This is a genomic window from Allobranchiibius sp. CTAmp26, assembly GCF_017565405.1.
Classification (GTDB): domain Bacteria; phylum Actinomycetota; class Actinomycetes; order Actinomycetales; family Dermatophilaceae; genus Allobranchiibius.
In genome coordinates, this window is sequence record NZ_JAGEKR010000006.1 from 106,311 (window position 1) to 127,605 (window position 21,295).

A 21,295-nucleotide genomic window follows, 5' to 3' on the forward strand; every position below is an offset into this window, starting at 1 on the left:
GCGTCCGTCACACCCAAGGGGAGTCGCCGTGTTAGCTCGCGAACGTCAGGAGCGCATCCTGTCGCGGGTCCGGGCCGACGGCAGCGCCAGGGTGGCGCAACTGACGGCCCAGTTCGGCGTCTCGGAGATGACCATCCGACGTGATCTGGACCAACTGGACTCCGAGGGCCTGGTGGACAAGGTGCACGGCGGCGCGACGATGCCGCGGCAGGCCGTCACCGACGAGCCGGGCTTCACCCGCAAATCGCAACTGAAGACAGCGGAGAAGCGGGCGATCGCGCGCGAGGCGGCGGGTCTGATCCGCCCGGGCTGGGCCGTCGGCTTCGGCGGCGGTACGACGGCCTGGCAGGTCGCGCAGGAACTCGGTGCCGGTGCGGTCGCGGCGCTGACGGTCGTGACCAACTCGATCCAGGTGGCCACGGCCATCGACTCCGAGGGCGCCGGCCCCCACGTCATCCTCACCGGCGGGCTTCGGACGCCGTCCGACGCGCTCGTCGGCCCGGTGGCGCTGAACACCATGCGCAGCCTGCACCTGGACGCGCTGGTCCTCGGTGCGCACGGCTTCGACCCCGGCCGCGGTCTCACCACCCCCAACCTGATGGAGTCCGAGATCAACCGCGCGATGATCGATGCGGCGAACCGCTTGATCGTGGTGGCGGATTCGAGCAAATGGGGAGTGGGCGGCCTGGCGACGTTCGCCAGGTTCGACGAGATCGACATCCTGGTGACCGACTCCGGTCTCCCGCGCGATGCCCGCACCGCGCTCGAAGGTGCGGTCGGTGCCCTCCACCTCGTCGACGTACAAGGAGTCACCCACGATGAAGGTCACTGAGGCGTCCCTGGCCGATGGCCGCGACATCTTCTACTACGACGAGGAGGACGACGCCGAGCGGCGGCTCGTCGACACCCGGGATCTGAGCGGGGCGCCCACCCTGCACTCCGAGGTGCGTTACGACCCGCTGCTCAAGGAGTGGGTCGCCATCGCCTCGCACCGCCAGAGCCGCACCTACCAGCCGCCGACCAGCGACTGCCCGCTGGATCCGAGCACCCCGGAGCGGGCGACGGAGATCCCGTCGTACGACTACGACGTGGTCGTCTTCCAGAACCGCTTCCCATCGTTCGCCCAAGGCGTCCCGCCCGTCCCGGGCAGCGTCGACGACGAGCCGCTGCTGGTGCGGATGCCGGGCGAAGGCCGTTGCGAGGTGGTGTGTTTCAGCTCCGACCACAACGCGTCGCTGGGGGACGTGTCACCGCGGCGGATGCGCACGATCGTCGATGCCTGGGCCGACCGCACCGCGGCGCTGAACGCGCTGGACGAGGTCGCCCACGTCTTCCCGTTCGAGAACCGTGGCTCCGAGATCGGTGTCACGCTCAGCCACCCGCACGGACAGATCTACGGCTACCCGTTCGTCCCGCCGTGGACCGCGCGGATGCTGGAGTCGGCGGCCCAGCACCACGATGAGCACGGCAGCAACCTCTTCGAGGATCTGCTGCACGCCGAACAGCGCAGCGGCACCCGCGTGGTGACGGCCAGCGAGCACTGGACGGCGTTCGTGCCCGCCACCGCGCGGTGGCCGATGGAGGTGCACCTCTACCCCAACCGCCGCGTACGGGAGCTGCCCGAACTGGACGACGCGCAGCGCGACGACTTCGCGCACGTCTATCTCGACGTGCTGCGGCGGCTCGACGGTCTGTACGACCTGCAGATGCCGTACGTCTCGGGCTGGAACCAGGCACCGGCCGGGACCGACTGCCTGGGCGCCGAACACGCCTACCTGCATCTGCGGCTGCTCTCCAACCGCCGCGGCCCCACGAAGCTGAAGTTCACCGCGGGCTCCGAGAGCGGGATGGGGGTCTTCGTCAACGACGTCGCGCCGGAGATGCAGGCGGCCGCGCTGCGCGAGGTCGCGGGCCGATGAGCGATGCCTTCCGGACGGCCTACGGACGCCCGGCGGAGTGCGCGTGGCACGCGCCCGGCCGGATCAACATCATCGGCGAACACACTGACTACAACGAAGGATTCGCGCTCCCGGCGGCGTTGCCCCTCGGTGTCACGGCGCAGGTCGCGGCCCGGGACGACGGGATGGTGCGCGCGTCCTCGGTGCAGGACGACGACGTGGTGACCGTGCCGATCGCCGACCTCGCGCCGGGCAGCGTGCAGGGGTGGGCCGGGTACGTCGTCGGCGTGGTCTGGGCGTTCCGGGAGGCCGGCCATCGTGTGCCCGGCCTGGACATCGTGGTCGACGGATCGGTGCCGATCGGGTCGGGGTTGTCGTCGTCGGCGGCCCTGGAGTGCGCCGTGGCCGGGGCGGTCGACGACCTGTTCGACCTCGGCTCCGATCCTGCGGACCTGATCGCCGTGGCGCGACGGTCGGAGAACGACTACGTCGGCGTACCCACCGGAGCACTCGACCAGTCCGCGTCGGTCCTGTGCCGGGAGGCCGAAGCCCTCTTCGTGGACTTCCGCACGATGCGAACGCGCGGGGTACCCCTGGATCTGGACGGCGCGGGGTTGCGGCTGCTGGTGATCGACACCCAGGCGCGGCATCAGCTCGTGGACGGGGAGTACGCGCGGCGGCGCGCCGAATGCTCCCGGGCCGCAGAGCTCTTGGGGGTGCCCATGCTGCGCGACGTCGATGACGACGAACTCCCTGGGGCGCTGGGACGGCTCACCGACCCGGTCCTGCAACGACGGGTCAGGCACATCGTCACCGAGGACGCGCGGGTGCTGCGGACGGTGCAGGTGCTGGAGGGGCAGGGTGACCCGCGCGCGATCGGGGCGTACCTGTACGCGTCCCACGTCTCCCTACGGGACGACTTCGAGGTGTCCTGCCGCGAGCTCGACCTGGCCGTGGACACGGCCATGGACTCCGGCGCGCACGGCGCCCGGATGACGGGCGGTGGCTTCGGCGGCAGCGCGATCGCGCTCGTGGAGGACGGCGACACCGACGCGGTCACCGAAGCCGTGATGGATGCGTTCGACGCGGCCGGACTCACCGCACCGGTGGTCTTCGCGATGCAGCCGGCCCGCGGCGCACATCGCTTGGAGGGCTGACAGGTATTCGTCGGCCGAGCGTTCGTCGCCTGCGGTGATGTCACGCGGTCGTGCTCCAGAGTTTTCGGGCCCGTAACACGCGCTCAGTAGGCTCGATCGACGTGAGCACCGAAGCGAACAACGGCCTGCCGCAGCGCGGTTCAGCATCCGGCGACGCCGGGGGACCACGCGGACCCGGGGAGGCAGGGGGAGTGGCGGACGTGGAGACCACCGGTGGCCCGGATGTCCTGCGTGTCCTGCGTGTTCTGGTCGCCGAGGACGAGGCGCTGATCCGGATGGACCTCGCCGAGATGCTGCAGGAGGCGGGATACGACGTGGTGGCGCAGGTCCGCGACGGCCGTTCGGCCGTGGAGCAGGCCAGGACGCTGCACCCGGATCTCGTGGTGATGGACGTCAAGATGCCGGTCCTGGACGGCATCAGCGCCGCCGAGACGATCGGCGAGGAGGGCATCGCACCCGTCGTCATGCTGACCGCGTTCTCCGACAAGGACCTGGTGGACCGCGCGGGCGATGCCGGGGTCATGGGGTACGTGCTCAAGCCGTTCACCATCGACGACCTGCGACCCGCCCTCGCCATCGCGCGTTCGAGGTGGTCGGAGCGGCAGGCGCTCACCGCCGAGGTGGCGGACCTGTCCGACCGGCTGGAGACGCGCAAGCGCCTGGACCGGGCCAAGGGCGTGCTGATGAAACAGCTCTCGCTCGACGAGCCCGCGGCCTTCCGCTGGATACAGAAGGCCGCGATGGATCGGCGGCTCGGCATGCGCGAGGTGGCGGACGCCGTGATCGCCGGTGCGCGGCCGCCTGCCGACCGCGCCGCTGAGTAGATAGTTCGCCAAAGGTCACAAACCGGAATCAAACGGGCGTGGGAATCACTCCGGGGCCCTCGTGCTCCGTACTCTTCGACCATCTTGCTGCGATTGCAGCGTCCGATCGTGAGATACATGAAATTCCAGGAGGCAATCTCGTGCGTTCTACCTTGATCAAGGTGGGTGTACCCGTCGTCGCCGGCGCGCTCGCGCTGTCCGCATGCGGAAGTCGCAGCGGCGGCGGAAGCAGTAGCGGCAGCAGTGACGGAGGCAGCGGCAAGGTCGCCACGATCGGCGTGACCGCCCCCTTCACCGGTGACCTGTCGGCGGTCGGTCTCGGCATCGAGAACTCGGTCAAGCTGGCCGTGCAGCAGGCCAACGCGAAGAAGGTCATTCCCGGCTGGACCCTCAAGGTCGACGCCGAGGACGACCAGGGCAAGCCCGAGGTCGGCACCAACGCCGCCACCAAGCTGGCCGGCGACCCCACCGTGGTCGGCGTGGTCGGCAACCTGAACTCCAGCGTCTCCACCAGCACGCAGCCGATCTTCTCCCGCGCGAACATCGTGCAGGTGTCCCCGGCCAACACCGGTGTCGCGCTGACCAACGTGGGCGGCAAGCGTCCGTACGCGACCTACTTCCGCACCTGCACCACGGACGCCATCCAGGGTCCGTTCGCGGCGAAGTACCTGATCAGCCAGGGCATCAAGAAGGTCGCCACGATCAACGACCAGAAGACCTACGGTGCCGGCCTGACCGCCGCGTTCGAGAAGGAGTTCAAGAAGGAGGGCGGCACGATCACCGCCTCCCAGACGATCACCGACGCGCAGACCAACTACTCCTCGGTCATCAGCCAGATCAAGCCGGGTGCCCCCAAGGCCCTCTACTACGGTGGTGAGTACCCCCAGGCCGGCCCGCTGTCCAAGCAGCTGGCGCAGGGTGGTCTCGCGATCCCGGTGATGGGTGGCGACGGCATCTACGACCCGAAGTACATCCAGCTCGGTGGTCGCGCCGCCGACCTGGCCACCTCGGTGGGTGCGCCCACCGACAGCACGACTGCCGGTAAGGCGTTCCTCGCCCAGTACAAGGCGGCCAAGTTCAACTCCGAGGCCGGCGGGTACGGCGCGTACGCGTTCGACGCGGCCAACGCCATCATCGAGGCGCTCAAGACCTCGCTGAAGGACGCCAAGACCCCGAAGGACGCCCGTGCGGCGACCGTCAAGGCCATGGCAAACGTCAACATCACCGGTGTGACCGGCAAGGTCGCGTTCGACAAGTTCGGCGACACGACCAACAAGGTGCTGACCGTCTACAAGGTGACCGGCGGGGCGTGGGTCGCGGCCAAGACCGACACCTTCTGATCTGACGCAGCGCGCGGGGGCGAGAACTCATCGGAGTTCTCGCCCCCGCGTTGCCCTGACTCTCCTGGGAGCCTGATGACTCAGTTCATCCAGCAATTGCTCAACGGCCTGACCGTAGGGTCGCTGTACGCCTTGATCGCCGTCGGTTACACCGTCGTCTACGGCATCGTCCAACTGATCAACTTCGCGCACGGCGAGGTCTTCATGATCGGCGCCTTCGGGTCCCTCGCGACCTGGCAGGTCGTGTGCCAGAAGAGCACGGGCCTGTGGGTGCTGCCAATCATGATCGTCGGCGGCGCCCTGTGCTCGGTCGCCATCGCGTTGGTGATGGAGCGCTTCGCCTACCGGCCGTTGCGCAACGCGCCACGTCTGGCGCCGCTCATCACCGCGATCGGGATCTCCATCGCCCTGCAGCGGGCGATCCAGCTCTGGTACCCCGGCGCGACCAGCAACGTGCCCTATCCGAGCATCGACGGCGTGACCGGCGGCTCGCTGACCGTCGGCAGCGTCGTGATCCAGCGCACCACGCTCTTCACGCTGGGCGTCCTGGTGGTCAGCGCCGCCGCCCTCTACATCTTCATCAGCCGCACCCGCACCGGGAAGGCCATGGTCGCCGTGTCGCAGGATCCCGACACCGCGCGCCTGATGGGCATCAACGTCGACCGCATCATCGCGGCGGCCTTCGCGATGGGCGCGATCCTCGCGGCCCTCGCCGGCGTGGCGCAGGGGCTGCGCGACAGCAACGTGTCCTCCACGATGGGCTTCCTCGCCGGGCTGAAGGCCTTCACGGCGGCGGTCCTCGGTGGCATCGGCAACATCCAGGGAGCCGTCGCCGGTGGTCTGGTCCTCGGACTCATCGAGGCCATGGCCACCCAGTACATCCCCGGCCAGTTCGGCGGGAACGCCTGGAGTGACGTCTACGCATTCATCGTCCTGATCCTGGTGCTGGTCTTCCGGCCGCAGGGTCTCTTCGGAGCCCGGGTGGTGGACCGCGCATGAACATCCCCAAGATCACGATCTCCCCGCGACCGAACGTCGGCAAGGCTCTCCTGGCCGGCGGCGCGGTGCTGCTGATCGTCGCCGCCCTGCTGGCATGGAGCTACGACTCGACCATCCTCGGCGACCTGTCGATCAGCGGGAATCCCGCTCCGTTGCAGGAATTCGCCATCGTGATGGGCGTCGTCGGACTCATCGAGGCCGCCCTCGTGCACCGCCGGCTGACCTCGCTGTCCTGGTGGGACACGACCTCCAGCGCCAGGGCCCTGGCCGTCGGCACGCTCGTCTACATCGTGCTGATCGACTACAACATCGCCTACCAGTCCGGGGGCGTCATCAACCTGGACCCGGGCGCCTGGCTGGCCCTGGTCGGCGCCCTCGTGATGGTCGCGGGAAGCTTCCTGCTCGCGCCGGTGAAGGTGACCAACCAGCTGAAGGTGCACGGCGCGAACTGGCTGGAGATCGTGGTCATCACCGCGACCCTCGCGGCTCTGCTGTTCATGGTCGCGTTCATCCTGCGCGGCGACGACGGTGGCTCCGTGCTGGCGGCCCTGGCCGCGGGCGGCACGTTCGGCGTGCTGCTCTTCCGCGGTGGCTTCTTCACCTGGTTGTCGGTCGCGGCCGCCCGCCATCGCCCCGTGATCATGCTGGGTGCGCTGGTGGTGGCGCTGCTGTTCCCGCTCACCCAGAACGGCACCGACGCCAACATGTCGATCGCCGTCGACATCGCGATCTTCCTGTGCGCGGCCCTCGGCCTCAACATCGTCGTCGGCCTGGCCGGCCTGCTCGACCTGGGCTACATCGCCTTCCTCGGCACCGGTGCGTACGTCGGCGCCATGATGTCGAGCGCGGCGAGCGCGACGATCGGGTGGCACCCGCCGTTCCTGGTGGTCGCCCTCCTCGGCGCGCTCACCTCCGCCGTGCTCGGCCTGATCATCGGCTCGCCCACGCTGCGGCTCTCCGGTGACTACCTGGCGATCGTCACCCTGGCGTTCGGTGAGATCTTCCACACCGCGGTCAACAACATGGACGGCACCAACGGTCCGGATCTGACCCACGGCCCGAACGGCATCGCCGGCATCCCCGACCTGAACCTGTTCGGGTTCAACTTCGGGTCCACGCACAACCTGGGCTCGTTCACGATCTCGAACTACTCCAACTACTACATCCTGCTGGTGCTCGTGGCGGCGCTGATCATCACGATCTTCTCCCGCCTCAACAACAGCCGCATCGGCCGCGGCTGGATCGCGATCCGGGAGGACGAACGCGCCGCCGAGGCGATGGGCGTCAACATCTTCGGTCTGAAGATCCTGGCCTTCGCCGGTGGTGCGTTCCTGGCCGGCCTGGCGGGCACCATCCAGGCCCACGCGACGCCGTCCGTCGTACCGGACAACTACACCTTCCAGGAGTCCTCCTTCCTGCTCGCCGCCGTGGTCCTGGGCGGGATGGGGACCGTGGTCGGCGTGGCGCTCGGCGCGACGGTCCTGAAGCTGCTGCCTGAGAAGCTGCGGTTCATCGAGGACTACCGTCTGCTGATCTTCGGTCTGGCGCTGGTGCTGATGATGCGCTTCCGCCCGGAGGGGCTCATCGCGAGCCGTCGTCGTCAGCTGGAGTTCCACGACGAGGACGAGAACCTGGCCGACATCGTTCAGGAGGAACACGTGGACGAGCAGAAGGCGAACGCATGAGCACCGCGACACGGCGCCCCCGGGACACCGAATTCGCATCCGGCAAGGGTGAGGTGCTGCTGCAGGCGTCCGACGTCCTCATGCAGTTCGGCGGCCTGACCGCCGTCAAGGACGTCAACATGACGGTGCACGAGGGCGAGATCGTCGGTCTGATCGGCCCGAACGGCGCCGGCAAGACGACGTTCTTCAACTGCCTGACCGGGTTGTACAAGCCGACCTCGGGCGAGGTGCGTCTCGCCGGCGAGCAGATCCCGCCGAAGCCGCGCAAGGTCGTCAAGGCGGGGATGGCCCGCACCTTCCAGAACATCCGGCTCTTCGGCAACATGACCGCGCTGGAGAACGTCATGGTCGGCACCTACTGCCGCACCACGTCGGGGGTGCTCACCACCGTCCTGCGCGGGCCGAAGTTCCACCGTGAGGAGAAGGAGACCCGCGCGAAGGCGCAGGAGCTGCTGGACTTCGTCGGGTTGGGCCACACCACCGAGCTGCTGGCCCGCAATCTGCCGTACGGCGACCAGCGGCGCCTGGAGGTGGCACGCGCGCTGGCCACCGACCCCAAGGTGGTCCTGCTCGACGAGCCGACGGCGGGCATGAACCCGCAGGAGACCCAGCAGGCCTCGGATCTGATCTTCCGGATCCGGGACACCGGCCGGGCCGTCGTGGTCATCGAGCACGACATGCGGTTCATCTTCAACCTCTGCGACCGGGTGCTGTGCCTGGTGCGCGGAGAGGTGCTGGTCGAGGGCTCGCCCGAACAGGTGCAGTCCGACCCGCGGGTCATCGAGGCCTACATCGGCACCGGTGACGACGACGATTTCGACGACGACGATGTGCAGGAGGGCCCGGCATGACCGCGATGCTCGAGGTCAAGGACCTGTCGGTGGCCTACGGCAAGATCACCGCCGTCAAGGGCATCAACTTCACGGTCGAGGAGGGCCAGGTCGTCACTCTGATCGGCACCAACGGCGCCGGCAAGACGACGACCCTTCGCACGATCTCCGGGTTGCTCCGGCCTTCGGCAGGGGAGATCTCCTTCCTCGGCAAGCGCATCGACAAGGTGCAGGCGCACTCCATCGTCACGATGGGACTCGCGCACTCACCGGAGGGTCGGCGGATCTTCCCTCGGCAGTCGGTCGAGGAGAACCTGATGCTGGGCGCGTTCGCCCGTCGTGACCGCACCGACATCCAGGCGGATCTGAAGGAGGCGTACGACCTCTTCCCGATCCTCGCCGAACGACGCAAGCAGCCGGCCGGCACGTTCTCCGGTGGCGAGCAGCAGATGCTGGCGATGGGCCGGGCGATGATGAGCCGGCCCAAGCTGCTGATGCTGGACGAGCCGTCGATGGGGCTCTCGCCGATCATGATGAAGAAGATCATGACGACGGTGCGCACCCTGCAGAAGCGCGGCACCACGATCCTGCTGGTCGAGCAGAACGCCCGGGCCGCACTGAAACTGGCGACCCACGGATACGTGCTCGAGGTCGGCAAGATCGTGCTCGACGGACCCGGCCCGGAGCTGCTCGTCAGCGACGAGGTGAAGAAGGCCTACCTCGGGGAGGACTGACCGCGCGCACCGATCCTGTGGATTCTCGCGACCTCTGTTCAAGGGTGAAGCGGATACCACTAGGGTCAATACGTTCTGTCCCCGTCACGCGAGGTGTCGCCCCCACATGTCTCGTTCCACCACCTGTGTGACCATCGCCTCACCGGACGATCGGGACCGGTTGATACCCATGTGGGTACAACTGCGATCCGAGACCGGACAGACCGTGGAATGGGCCGAACGCGCCGCGCAGGACGGTCGAATGGACGTGGCGCTGGCGCGCGACGACGTACGGGTGTTCCTGGCCTCCACCGAGGACAAGGACACCGGCTTCGCCGTCGTGACCCGCAGTCCGCTCTCCGGCCTCGGGGATGAGCAGGCCGTGTGGATCGACCAGATGTGGGTGGCTCCCGACCACCGCGGCACGGGCGTCGCGAAGGCCCTGCTGACACGGGTGTCGGCGTACGGCGAGGAGCACGGCAGCACCCAGGTGGTCTGCTGCGTGCCGACCAACGAGCGCGGGATCAACCGGTACTTCGCCAAGCTGGGTTTCGCGGCCACGGTGACCCTGCGGGTGACCTCGACCGCGTCGCTGCGTCGCAAGCTGACCGGCGTGGCCGAGTCCAAGGGCGCCGCGACGTTGCGGGCGCGTCGTTCGTTACGGGCGCGTGCGCGCGAGGACGTCAAGGTGGCCTCCGGCCTCTGACGAACCGCGCAGCGGAGGTTGTCGACGAGGCCCCAGCCGAGTCGGCGGCCGCAGCGGAGTGGGAGGAAGGGGCCGAGATAGAACCGGCCTCTGACGAACCGCGCAGCGGAGGTTGTCGACGAGGCCCTAGCCGAGTCGGCGGCTGAGGCCTCCGATTGTCAGCGGCTTCGTGATGCGGACACCCGAGAACCGCTGACAACCGGGCGGATTCAGGCCCCCGGCGGGGCGGGACGCACCATGCAGGTGATCCGTGACGTGCACACCCGGCGACCGTCGTCGTCCAGGATCGCGACGTCGTAGGACGCGAGCGTGCGTCCCAGCGACAGCGCGGTCGCCGTCGCGGTCACATGACCCTGCCGGGCAGCGCGGTGGTGGGTGGCGTTGATGTCCAGGCCGACGGCGATGCCTTTCTCGCCCGCGTGCAGTGCGGCTCCGATGGAACCCACCGTCTCGGCGAGCACCACGCTCGCGCCGCCGTGCAGCAGGCCGTAGGGCTGGGTGTTGCCCTCCACGGGCATCCTGGCGACGACTCGCTCGGGGGAGACCTCGAGGAACTCGATGCCCATCCGCTCGCTCAGCGACCCGGCGCTCATCTCGTTGAACCGGTCGAGCAGGTCCGCATCGGAGGCCGCGTCGTTCTCCGGCTGGCTGGGTTCGGCGTCGTGCGTGGGGGTGTCGGTCATGGGGCTTAGGCTGCCACGCGTGAAAAGGCTGCTGTTGTTGGACGGGCATTCCCTCGCGTACCGAGCGTTCTTCGCCCTGCCCGTGGAGAACTTCTCGACCACGACCGGGCAACCGACGAACGCCGTCTACGGCTTCACCTCGATGCTCATCAACGTGCTGCGTGACGAGGAGCCCACCCACGTGGGCGTCGCGTTCGACGTGTCGCGCCAGACCTTCCGGTCCGAGGAGTACGCCGGCTACAAGGCCAACCGCTCGGCGTCCCCGGACGAGTTCAAGGGCCAGGTCTCCCTGGTGCGCGAGGTGCTCGACGCACTGCGCATCGCCTACGTCGAACTCCCCGGCTACGAGGCCGACGACATCATCGCCACGCTCACCGCCCAGGCGAACGCCGCAGAGTTCGACGAGGTGCTGATCTGCTCCGGTGACCGCGACGCGATCCAACTCATCAACGACCGGGTCACCCTGCTCTACCCCCGCAAGGGCGTCTCCGATCTCGCGCGGATGACCCCCGCGGCGGTGCAGGAGAAGTACGGCGTGGCTCCGGGGCGTTACAGCGACCTGGCGGCGATGGTCGGTGAGACCTCCGACAACCTGCCCGGTGTCCCCGGGGTCGGCCCCAAGACCGCCGCGAAGTGGATCAACCAATTCGGCGACCTCACCGGGGTCGTGGACCACGTCGGTGAGATCAAGGGCAAGGCCGGTGAGGCGCTGCGCGAGCACCTCGACGGGGTGCTGCGCAACCGCCGCCTCAACCAGCTGCTCGGCGACCTGGAGCTGCCCCTCGACGTCGACGCGCTGGAACGGCAGGGCTGGGACCGCGAGCAGGTGCACACCGTGTTCGACGGGCTGGAGTTCCGGGTGCTGCGCGACCGGCTGTTCGCGACGCTCGACGCCGTCGAGGACGAGGCCAGCCCCGATGCCGGCGTCGAGGTCGACGGGGTCACGCTGGACAGCTCGGAGGTGTCCGGGTGGCTCGCGGAGGCCGCCGGCGTGGGTGTCCGGAGCGGGTTGCAGGTCGTCGGACAGTGGGCGCGCGGCACCGGTGACGTGCAGGGAGTGGCAATCGCCCCGGCGGGGCGCGACGACGCGGCGTACATCGACCTGGAGGCGCTCGAGCCCGACGGTGAGGCGGCGTTGGCGACCTGGCTCGCCGATCCTGACCGGCCCAAGGCGCTGCACGACGCGAAGGGGCCGCTCCAGGCGCTTATGGCGCGCGGGATGCCGGTGCGCGGCGTCGTCAGCGACACGGCGTTGGCCGCCTACCTGGTGCGGCCGGACCAACGGTCGTACGACCTCACCGATCTCGTGCTGCGCCACCTCAAACGCGAGTTGGCCGGCACCCCTGACAACGCCGCCCAGGGTGTGCTCGACCTCGGGGTCGGCGACCAGCGCTCCGACGAGACGATGGCCCAGGCGCGAGCGGTGCTCGACCTCTCGGTGTCCCTCGACACCGAGCTGGAGGCCATCGGAGAGACCGCGCTGCTGCGCGATGTCGAGCTGCCGCTGGTCGGTGTGCTCGCGACCATGGAGCGGGCGGGCATCGGTGTCGATGTCGAGGCGATGCAGGTGCTGGAGGCCGACTACGGCGACGGCGTCTCATCCGCCGCCGCCGACGCGTACGAGGCCATCGGCGGCGAGCAGATCAACCTGGGCTCGCCGAAGCAGCTGCAGGTGGTGCTCTTCGAGACGCTGGGGATGCCGAAGACCAAGCGCACCAAGACCGGCTACACCACCGACGCCGACGCCCTGAGCGACCTCTATGCGCGGACCGAGCACCCGTTCCTGGAGGCGCTGCTGCGGCACCGGGACAGTTCGCGACTGCGGGTGACGGTCGAGGGACTGCTGAAGTCGGTCGCGGACGACGGGCGCATCCACACGACGTACCAGCAGACCATCGCCGCGACGGGGCGGCTGTCCTCGACCGATCCCAACCTGCAGAACATCCCGATCCGCACCGAGGCGGGTCGTCGGATCCGCGAGGTCTTCGTCGTCGGATCAGGTTACGAGACACTGATGTCCGCGGACTACAGCCAGATCGAGATGCGCATCATGGCGCACCTGTCCGGTGACGAGGGGCTGATCGAGGCGTTCCGCACCGGTGAGGACCTGCACCGGTTCGTGGGGTCGCGGGTCTTCCATGTCGAGCCCGCCGACGTCAGCGGTGAGATGCGCTCCAAGGTGAAGGCGATGTCCTACGGCCTGGCCTACGGGTTGTCGGCGTTCGGCCTGTCCAAGCAGCTGACCATCAGTACCGAGGAGGCCAAGGCGCTGATGGACGAGTACTTCGCCCGGTTCGGCGGGGTGCGCGACTACCTGCGGGAGGTCGTGGCTGCCGCGAGTCTGACCGGTTACACCGAGACCATGCTGGGCCGACGGCGCTACCTGCCCGATCTGACCTCGACCAACCGGCAGCGCCGCGACATGGCCGAGCGGATGGCGCTTAACGCGCCGATCCAGGGGTCGGCGGCCGACATCATCAAGCTGGCGATGCTGCGCGTGGATGCCGCTCTACGCGCCGCCGACGCGCAGTCGCGGATGCTGTTGCAGGTGCACGACGAGCTGGTGCTGGAGATCGCGCCGGGGGAGCGGGCCGATGTCGAGGAGCTCGTACGACGCGAGATGGGCGCCGCGATCGCCCTGGACGTGCCGCTCGACGTGAGCGTCGGGGTCGGCTCGTCCTGGCACGACGCCGCGCACTGAGCCGACCGTCCCGCCACCACGCACGTCCAGGTGCGCAGTTTGCGTCGGTGGCCAGTGCTGCAGCCCTGGCCACCGACGCAAACCGCCCACCCCGGCAGACACCGACCACCCTGCGCTCAGACCCTCAGCGGAGGTGGCGCAGGTACCGCTCGGGCAGCTCGCAGAAGCCGCGGTAGTGCATGACCAGATCCAGGTCGTCCCACGCCCGTTCGTGGAAGCCGTCGGCGTCCAGTTCGAGCACGGTCGCACCGGGCAGGCTCGCAATGATCGGCGAGTGGGTCGCGATCAGCACCTGGACACCAGAATGCTCCAACATGCCCATGAGCTCGCTGACGAGTCGCAACTGCGCGGTGAAGGAGAGTCCCGCCTCGGGCTCGTCCAGCACGTAGAACCCGTCGCCGGTGAACCGGGTGGTGTCGAAGAGGGTCTGGAAAGCCTCACCGTGGCTGAGCTGGTGGAACTCGGGGTCGCGCGTGTAGCCCTCGCCGCGTGTGCGGTCGAGGAAGGTGAACAGGCCGTGCATCGTCTCGGCGCGCACGAAGTAGCCCCACCGCGATCCGCCAGCCGACCGGGTCAGCGTCAGCCAGTCCCATAGCGGCGACTCGCTGACCCAGGTCGAGTGGGTCGCACCGGTCGACCCGCCCTCCCCGTTCATTCCGTACGCCATCGCGATGGCCTCGACGAGGGTGGACTTGCCCGTGCCGTTCTCCCCGACCAGCACGGTCGCCGGGGACAAGTCGAGCCCGTCGGCGAGTAACTGGCGAACCGGCCCCAGAGAGGTCACCCAATGTGAGTGGTCGACGTCGTCCGCCCGCACGCTGATGCGGCGTAGCGGCACCGGAGTCTTCTCCAGCCACCCCTTGGACATGTCCGCAGACTAGGTGCCTGCAGCGACAGCCGGCGCGTTCTTGGCCATCAGGATCACCGGGGGCTCGGTGCCGGGAAGCCAGTCCGGACGGGCGTGGCCGATCTCGCGCCACCCGCGGTGCCGGTAGACGGCGAGCGGCCGTTCGTTGGCGGTCACGACGTCGAGCACAGCTGTCCGACCGCGGGCGAAGATCCAGCCCTCGGCCGCGTCCATCAGGGCTCCACCGATGCGCCGACCCCGCACCGCGTGATCGACGAAGAGCACTGACAGGCAGGCAAGTTGGTCGATGTGTCGACCTGCGCCGACCGCCCACGCCTCGCCCAGCTCACCCGGCAGCACCGAGGTCACGGACACGTGACCGACCACCCGTCCCGCCTCCTCGGCCACCATCGCGACCAGTTCGTCGGGGCGCACGATGAACTCCCGCACCGGGAACGGCAGCGGCCATCGCAACGGGTAGCGCGACGTCGGTTGCTGCGCCGCCAGCACCGACTCCAGGGCCGGCAGGTCGCCCTCCCGCCGGGCTCGGATGCGGATCGGCGGCGCGGGATTCATGGAGTCATGCTGCAACGGCCCGCGCGGACCAGCCACGGCGGGTACGCAGGGAGCCGACGGCGCGGCATACGAGGTAGATGAGAAACGAGAGCGTGGTGACGTACGGGCTGATCGGCCGCCCGGGCGAGAGGGACAGCAGGATGCCGCCCTCCATGGACAGCACCGCGAACGTCACGGACAGTGCGCTCACCAGGACCGGTCGGGCGGTGAGGCAGGTCGCGGCCGCCGTCGGGGTGATGAGCAGGGCCATCACCAGCAGGGCGCCGACCAGCTGCACGCACATGGCGCACACCAGCCCGAGCACGACCATGAAGATCAACGACAGCTCGCGCACCCGTACGCCGCGTGCCTGGGCCACCACCGGATCGACCGCGGCGAAGAACATCGGCCGCCACAGCGGGATGAGCACGACGGCGACCACCACGGTCAGCAGGGCGAGCGAGCCCAGCTGCGCATTGTCGACGGAGACGATCTGGCCGAGCAGCAGCCCGAACTTGTTGCTGCTGCGACCGTCGTAGAGAGACAGGAAGAGCACGCCGAGCCCGAGACCGAAGGGCAACACGATGCCGATGAGCGAGTTGCCCTGCCGTGCACGGATCCCCATCAGCGCCAACACGATCGCGCCGAGCACGGACCCGGCCACCGCGCCGAGTGTGATGCTCACCCCGGCCAGCAGCGCGGCGGCGGCGCCCGCGAACGACAGCTCCGCGGTGCCGTGCACGGCGAAGGCCAGGTCCCGCGCCTGGATCATCGGCCCGATGACGCCGGCGATGATGCCGAGCAGTGCTCCGGCGACGAGCGACGACGTCACCAGGGGCAGCAGCGACCAGAACTGGTCGAAGGAGATCAGTTTCGCGAGCGCGTCACCCATGGTCGTGCGCCTCCTCGTGGTGGTGGTCGTGCCCGGGGGTCGCCGTGTCGTCGCCACCCAGGACGACGATGCGGCCGTTGTGGTGCAGCACGTCGACCGGGGCTCCGTAGAGCTCGCTCAACACCTCCGCGCGCATGATCTCCCCAGGGCGGCCGACCCGTGCCTGCCCGCCGGCCAGGTAGGCGACGTGGTCCACGAGCGGGAGGATCGGGTTGATCTCGTGCGTCACGAACAGCACCGCGGTGCCTTCGAGGCGACGTACACGGTCGATCGCCTGCGCGACCTCACGCTGGTGGTGCAGGTCGAGGTTGAGCAACGGCTCGTCGCACAGCAGCAGCCGCGGCCTGGTCACCAGGGCCTGCGCGATCCGCAACCGCTGGCGCTCGCCGCCGGACAGCATCGACAGCGGTGCATCCGCGTACGCCGTCGCTCCGACGGTGACCATCGCACGCTCCACGGCCTCCTTCTTGGCGCGCGAGCCGAGGCCGAGGCCGATCCGGTGACCGTCCCAGCCGAAGCCCACGAGGTCGCGCCCGCGGATCGCGGTGTCCGGGGCGAGCGCGCCGTGCTGGGGGATGTAGCCGATGAGCGAGGACCCGCGGTGCACGGGTTCACCGCAGACCAGAGCCTGGCCGGCGCGCAACGGTTGCTCGCCGAGCAGCACGCGCAGCAGCGAGGACTTGCCCGCACCGTTGGGCCCGAGGACGCCGACGAACTCACCCGCCTGCACCTGCAGGTCCAGGCCGCTCCACAGCAGGCGACTGCCGTACGCCAGGGCCGCGTCCTGCAGCGACACCACCGGGGTCATGCAAGGGCTCGCTGCAGCGCCGCGATGCAGGTGCGGACCCAGTGCAGGTAGTCGTGCTCGCCCGTCGGGAACGTCTCGTAGACCTGCACCACCGGCACACCGGCCTTGTCCGCGGCGTTCTGCAGCGTCGTCGACGTCGCATCGGAGGTCTGTGCGTTGAGGGTCACGAGTTGCACCCGCTTTGTGGAGATCGCGGTGGTGGCGGCTTGCAGCGCAACTGCCGACACCGAATCCGCCTCGGACTGCTTACGGTAGATCGCCGGTGTGCCGTCGGAGATTCCCGCGGTGCCCAGGAGGTAGCCGACGACCGGTTCGGTCATCAGTGCAGACAGGTGCGGGTGGGCACGTCCGATCGACTGGGCCAGCGCGGTGAGCGCGCTGATCTTGGTGGCGAAGGAGCGGGCGTTGGCCCGGAAGTACGCCGCGTGGGCCGGGTCCGCCTTGACCAGGTCGCTCGCCACGGTGTCGGCGACCTTGACCGATGTCGGGAGTGACCAGAAGACGTGCTCGTTGAACGACGGGTTGTTGCCCTGGTCGAGCCCGGAGACGGTGACCGCGTCGACGCCCTTCGTGCCCGAGTCGCCCTCGACCAGCTGCTGGGCCCAGTCGTCGTAGCCCCCGCCGTTGTAGATCGCGACCGCGGACCCCTGGACCGCGAGCTTGTCGCGTGCGGTGGACTCGTAGCTGTGCGGGTCCTGCGACGGGCTGGTGATGGCGGACGTGACATCCGCGTGTTCGCCACCCACGTAGCGCGCCACCGAGCCCCAGACGTCGGTCGAGGTCCACACCTGCACCTTCCCGTCGCTCGCCTTGCCCGAGCCGCCGGAACTGCACCCCGCGAGGGCGAGGACCGCGGCGACGGTGGCAAGGACGGCGACGGGGCGCTTCATCTGCTCTCCTGAGGTGGGCAAGTGGGAATCATTCTCGATCCCGATCATAACCACCGAATGAGAATCATTACCAAGTAGGCCGATGTCGCGCGACGAGCCCGGACAGCCCCCAGTCGCGTGACGTAGCGTGAAGTGGTGAGTGCATCCACCACGGCCCCTGTCATTTCCACCGTCGGCGAACTGCGCGCGAGCGGCCACGAACAGGTCGGCGTACGCGAAGAGATCCGGCACAACCTGTTGAGCGCACTGGCGGAGGGCCGTGACCCGTGGCCCGGCATCCAGGGTTTCGCCGACACCGTCATCCCGCAGCTCGAACGCGCGCTGCTCGCCGGGCACGACATCGTGCTGCTCGGCGAGCGAGGGCAGGGCAAGACGCGAGTGCTGCGCACCCTGCAGGGACTGCTCGACGAGTGGACGCCGGTGATCGCCGGATCGGAGCTGGGCGAGCACCCGTACGACCCGATCACGCCCGTGTCGATCCGGCGCGCCGGCGACCTGGGCGACCAGCTTCCCGTCGCGTGGCGGCACCGCGACGAGCGGTACGCCGAGAAGCTGGCCACGCCGGACACCTCCGTCGGCGACCTCGTGGGGGACATCGACCCGATGAAGGTCGCCGAGGGGCGCAGTCTGGGCGACCCCGAGACGATCCACTTCGGGCTCATCCCGCGCAGCCACCGCGGCATCGTGGCGATCAACGAACTGCCCGACCTCGCCGAGCGCATCCAGGTGTCGATGCTCAACGTGATGGAGGAACGCGACATCCAGGTCCGCGGCTACGTGCTGCGCCTGCCGCTCGACGTCCTCGTCGTGGCCAGCGCGAACCCCGAGGACTACACCAACCGCGGGCGCATCATCACTCCGCTCAAGGACCGCTTCGGCGCCCAGGTGCGCACCCACTACCCCCTCACCGTCGAGGGCGAGGTCGCCGTCATCTCCCAGGAGGCGCAGCTCGTCGCGACGGTGCCGGACTTCATCGTGGAGATCCTGGCGCGGTTCACCCGGGGGCTGCGCGAGTCGAACGCCGTCGACCAGCGGTCGGGTGTCTCGGCCCGATTCGCGATCGCTGCGGCCGAGACCGTGGCGGCTGCGGCCCTGCGGCGGGCGAGCATCCGGCACGAGGACGAGGCCGTCGCTCGGATCGTCGACCTGGACACGGCGTCCGACGTGCTCACCGGCAAGGTCGAGTTCGAGAGCGGGCACGAGGGGCGTGAGGAGCCGGTCCTGGAGCACCTGTTGCGGATGGCGGTCGCCGATACCGCCCGGTCCCGGCTCCGCGGGATCGACCTCGGGCTGCTCGTACGCAGCATCGAGGAAGGCGCCGAGATCAGCACCGGCGACGACGTGACGAGCGCCGATCTGCTCGCCGCGCTGCCGGTGCTGGGTGAGTCCGACCTCTACGACCAGATCGCCGAGCGCCTCGGCGCGCACACCGCCGGCGAGCGCGCCAGCGCCGTCGAGCTGGCCCTCGAGGGGCTCTACCTCGCCCGCAAGGTCAGCAAGGACGTGGACGACGACGGTCGCGCGACATACCGCTGACCGTTGCGCCCGACGCTGACGGTCTTCGCGACGGTTGACGGTCTTCGAACGCCGTCAACCGTCGCGAACGCCGTCACCGTGGGGCGGACGTTCGGCCCCGCTCGGTATCATGTGATCGGTAACGCCTCAGCCCTCTTAGAGGAGGCGCATTCCCTTGGCCAGTAAGCGAACTCATCGCTCCCGCTACGGCCGGTACGTCGGTGGGCCCGACCCGCTCGCGCCGCCGGTGGACCTGGCCGAGGCGCTCGACGCGATCGGCGAGGACGTCATGTCCGGCTACTCACCGGAGCACGCGATGCGGGAGTTCCTGCGCCGCGGCACCCGGGACCAGCAGGGCCTGGACGAGCTGGCCCGCCAGGTGGCGCAGAAGCGGCGGGAGATGCTCGCCAAGCACAACCTGGACGGCACCTTCCAGGAGGTCAAGGAACTGCTCGACAAGGCGGTGCTCACCGAGCGCAAACGGCTGGCGCGCGATCTGGACGACGACGCGCGGTTCGCCGAGATGCGCATCGAGAACCTCCCGCCGTCGACCGCGGCCGCGGTCAACGAGCTGAGCGACTACCCGTGGCGTGACGCCGAGGCGCGCGAGGACTACGAACGCATCAAGGACCTGCTCGGCCGCGAGATGCTCGACCAGCGGTTCGCCGGCATGAAGCAGGCGCTCGAGGGCGCCACCGACGAAGACCGCGCGCAGATCAGCGAGATGCTGAAGGACCTCAACGACCTGCTCACGAAGCACCGCAACGGCGAAGACACCGACGCGGCGTTCGAGCAGTTCATGGACAAGCACGGAGACCTCTTCCCCGAGCAGCCCGAGACCATCGAGGAGCTGCTGGACTCGTTGGCGCAGCGGGCCGCGGCGGCCCAGCGGATGCGCAACTCGATGACGCAGGAGCAGCGTGACGAGCTCGACGCGCTGGCGACCCAGGCGTTCGGCTCGCCGGAGCTCATGGACCAGCTCGGTGCCCTGGACGACAACCTGCGCGCCCTGCGCCCCGGTGAGGACTGGGGCGGCGGCGAGGAGTTCGGCGGTGAGCAGGGGATGGGCCTCGGCGACGGCACAGGGATGCTGCAGGACCTGGCCGACCTCGACGCGTTGAGCGAGCAGCTCTCCCAGCAGTACGCCGGGGCGCGGATGGACGACCTCGATCTGGACGCGCTGCGGCGCCAGTTGGGCGACGAGGCGGCGGTGGACGCGCAACGCTTGGCGGAGCTGGAGCGGCAGCTGCGCAATCGTGACTATCTGCAGTCCGATGCGCAGGGCGACCTGCGCCTGTCACCCCGTGCGATGCGCGAGCTGGGGAAGTCCTTGCTGCGCGACGTCAGTCAGACGTTGTCGGGTCGGCAGGGGCAGCGTGACGCTCGCAAGGCGGGTACGGCGGGAGAGCCGTCCGGGGCCTCGCGACCGTGGGAGTTCGGCGACACCGAGTCCTGGGACGTCACGCGCACGCTGACGAATGCGGCGCTCCGGCGGGCGGGTGAGCCCGATGGTCCGGCCATCTCCTTCCAGGACGTGGAGGTGCAGGAGACCGAGGCGCGCACCCAGGCCGCGGTCGCGTTGCTGGTCGACACGTCGTTCTCGATGGCGATGGACGGTCGCTGGCTGCCGATGAAACGTACGGCGCTCGCGCTGCACCAGCTCATCTCGACCAGGTTCCGCGGCGATCATCTGGAGCTGGTGGCGTTCGGTCGGCACGCGCAGACGATGGAGATCGCCGAGCTGACCGGGCTGGCGCCGGAGTGGGACAAGGGCACCAACCTGCACCACGCGCTGATCCTCGCGAACCAGCACTTCCGCAGGTACACGAACGCCCAACCGGTGCTGCTCGTCGTCACCGACGGGGAGCCGACGGCGCACCTGGAGTCCGACGGCGAGGTCTTCTTCGACTACCCGCCACACCCGCTGACCGTGGCGTACGCCGTCCGCGAGCTGGACCAGTCGACCCGGCTCGGCGCGCAGACGACGATCTTCCGGCTCGGCGAGGATCCCGGGCTGGCGCGCTTCCTGGACCAGCTGGCCAAGCGCGCCGGAGGTCGGGTGCTCGCGCCCGAGCTGGAGGGCCTGGGCGCCGCGGTCGTCGACAGCTACCTGTCGGGACGCAACCTCGGCGGCAGCAACTGGTTCGGCGCCTCCGGCTGAGTCAGCCGCACGTCGGGAGTACGTGCGCGCCTTATGGAGCGCGTAACAACTCCCAACTTCCCGCGCGCCCTATGGAGCGCGCGACGACTCC

The 21,295-nt window shown here is 69.1% G+C and carries 19 protein-coding genes; 13 read left to right on the forward strand and 6 right to left on the reverse strand.

The genetic code is table 11. From position 1 onward, the window contains the following. The first annotated feature begins 28 nt into the window (after positions 1-28). The 10 genes from J4030_RS04365 (at position 29) to J4030_RS04410 (ending at position 10,152) form a co-directional block, all read left to right on the forward strand. Complete coding sequence (locus tag J4030_RS04365) at positions 29-832, forward strand: DeoR/GlpR family DNA-binding transcription regulator (RefSeq protein ID WP_208047988.1); 804 nt, start codon at positions 29-31, stop codon at positions 830-832. Continuing rightward, complete coding sequence (gene galT, locus J4030_RS04370) at positions 780-1,919, forward strand: galactose-1-phosphate uridylyltransferase (RefSeq protein WP_307864553.1); 1,140 nt, start codon at positions 780-782, stop codon at positions 1,917-1,919. The genes J4030_RS04365 and galT overlap by 53 nt, the downstream gene beginning before the upstream one ends. After that, positions 1,916-3,055, forward strand: coding sequence for a galactokinase (galK, locus tag J4030_RS04375; protein ID WP_208047989.1), 1,140 nt, complete (start codon positions 1,916-1,918; stop codon positions 3,053-3,055). The genes galT and galK overlap by 4 nt, the downstream gene beginning before the upstream one ends. Positions 3,056-3,246: 191 nt before the next feature. Further along, entirely contained in the window at positions 3,247-3,879 is a 633-nt protein-coding gene (locus J4030_RS04380; RefSeq protein ID WP_307864562.1) for a response regulator, read from the forward strand. A 140-nt stretch (positions 3,880-4,019) separates the two neighbouring features. Next, on the forward strand, positions 4,020-5,219 hold the full coding sequence (locus J4030_RS04385; RefSeq protein WP_208047990.1) for a branched-chain amino acid ABC transporter substrate-binding protein: 1,200 nt from the start codon (positions 4,020-4,022) through the stop codon (positions 5,217-5,219). Between the two features lie 75 nt (positions 5,220-5,294). Next, positions 5,295-6,218 carry a branched-chain amino acid ABC transporter permease gene (locus J4030_RS04390; RefSeq protein WP_208047991.1) on the forward strand — a complete coding sequence of 308 codons (924 nt, stop codon included), beginning with the start codon at positions 5,295-5,297 and terminating at the stop codon, positions 6,216-6,218. Continuing rightward, complete coding sequence (locus tag J4030_RS04395) at positions 6,215-7,903, forward strand: branched-chain amino acid ABC transporter permease (protein ID WP_208047992.1); 1,689 nt, start codon at positions 6,215-6,217, stop codon at positions 7,901-7,903. Before J4030_RS04390 ends, J4030_RS04395 begins: the two co-directional genes overlap by 4 nt. After that, a complete protein-coding gene (locus J4030_RS04400) occupies positions 7,900-8,754 on the forward strand; it encodes an ABC transporter ATP-binding protein (protein WP_208047993.1) in 855 nt (284 codons plus the stop codon). The genes J4030_RS04395 and J4030_RS04400 overlap by 4 nt, the downstream gene beginning before the upstream one ends. Then, positions 8,751-9,467 (forward strand): ABC transporter ATP-binding protein, encoded by a 717-nt coding sequence (locus J4030_RS04405; protein WP_208047994.1) that lies wholly within the window; start codon positions 8,751-8,753, stop codon positions 9,465-9,467. The genes J4030_RS04400 and J4030_RS04405 overlap by 4 nt, the downstream gene beginning before the upstream one ends. Positions 9,468-9,573: 106 nt before the next feature. Continuing rightward, entirely contained in the window at positions 9,574-10,152 is a 579-nt protein-coding gene (locus J4030_RS04410) for an N-acetyltransferase (protein ID WP_208047995.1), read from the forward strand. Between the two features lie 209 nt (positions 10,153-10,361). On the opposite strand, the gene J4030_RS04415 is transcribed toward J4030_RS04410, so the two are convergent. Next, positions 10,362-10,835 carry a hotdog fold thioesterase gene (locus J4030_RS04415; protein ID WP_208047996.1) on the reverse strand — a complete coding sequence of 158 codons (474 nt, stop codon included), beginning with the start codon at positions 10,833-10,835 and terminating at the stop codon, positions 10,362-10,364. 19 nt (positions 10,836-10,854) lie between these two features. Between J4030_RS04415 and polA the strand changes: the two genes are divergently transcribed. Beyond that, positions 10,855-13,536, forward strand: coding sequence for a DNA polymerase I (gene polA / locus J4030_RS04420; protein WP_208047997.1), 2,682 nt, complete (start codon positions 10,855-10,857; stop codon positions 13,534-13,536). Positions 13,537-13,660: 124 nt separating this feature from the next. Here the strand turns inward: polA and J4030_RS04425 are convergent, their stop codons facing one another. Genes J4030_RS04425 through J4030_RS04445 form a run of 5 tightly spaced genes read right to left on the reverse strand, consistent with a single transcriptional unit; the run spans position 13,661 to position 17,528 of the window. Then, on the reverse strand, positions 13,661-14,404 hold the full coding sequence (locus J4030_RS04425) for an AAA family ATPase (protein WP_208047998.1): 744 nt from the start codon (positions 14,402-14,404) through the stop codon (positions 13,661-13,663). A 9-nt stretch (positions 14,405-14,413) separates the two neighbouring features. Continuing rightward, positions 14,414-14,959, reverse strand: coding sequence for a GNAT family N-acetyltransferase (locus J4030_RS04430; protein WP_243762843.1), 546 nt, complete (start codon positions 14,957-14,959; stop codon positions 14,414-14,416). Positions 14,960-14,963: 4 nt separating this feature from the next. Next, the gene (locus J4030_RS04435; protein ID WP_208047999.1) at positions 14,964-15,830 is read right to left on the reverse strand and encodes a metal ABC transporter permease; all 867 of its coding nucleotides are present in this window, start codon (positions 15,828-15,830) and stop codon (positions 14,964-14,966) included. Further along, positions 15,823-16,638, reverse strand: a complete 816-nt coding sequence (locus J4030_RS04440; protein WP_208048000.1) for a metal ABC transporter ATP-binding protein — start codon at positions 16,636-16,638, stop codon at positions 15,823-15,825. The genes J4030_RS04435 and J4030_RS04440 overlap by 8 nt, the downstream gene beginning before the upstream one ends. Then, positions 16,635-17,528, reverse strand: a complete 894-nt coding sequence (locus J4030_RS04445) for a metal ABC transporter solute-binding protein, Zn/Mn family (RefSeq protein ID WP_208048001.1) — start codon at positions 17,526-17,528, stop codon at positions 16,635-16,637. Before J4030_RS04445 ends, J4030_RS04440 begins: the two co-directional genes overlap by 4 nt. A 135-nt stretch (positions 17,529-17,663) precedes the next feature. Here J4030_RS04445 and J4030_RS04450 point away from each other — a divergent pair, with 135 nt between their 5' ends. Both J4030_RS04450 and J4030_RS04455 read left to right on the forward strand, forming a co-directional pair. Further along, positions 17,664-19,064, forward strand: coding sequence for a sigma 54-interacting transcriptional regulator (locus tag J4030_RS04450; RefSeq protein WP_208048002.1), 1,401 nt, complete (start codon positions 17,664-17,666; stop codon positions 19,062-19,064). Between the two features lie 154 nt (positions 19,065-19,218). Then, positions 19,219-21,204 carry a VWA domain-containing protein gene (locus J4030_RS04455; protein WP_243762844.1) on the forward strand — a complete coding sequence of 662 codons (1,986 nt, stop codon included), beginning with the start codon at positions 19,219-19,221 and terminating at the stop codon, positions 21,202-21,204. The last annotated feature ends 91 nt before the right edge of the window (positions 21,205-21,295 follow it).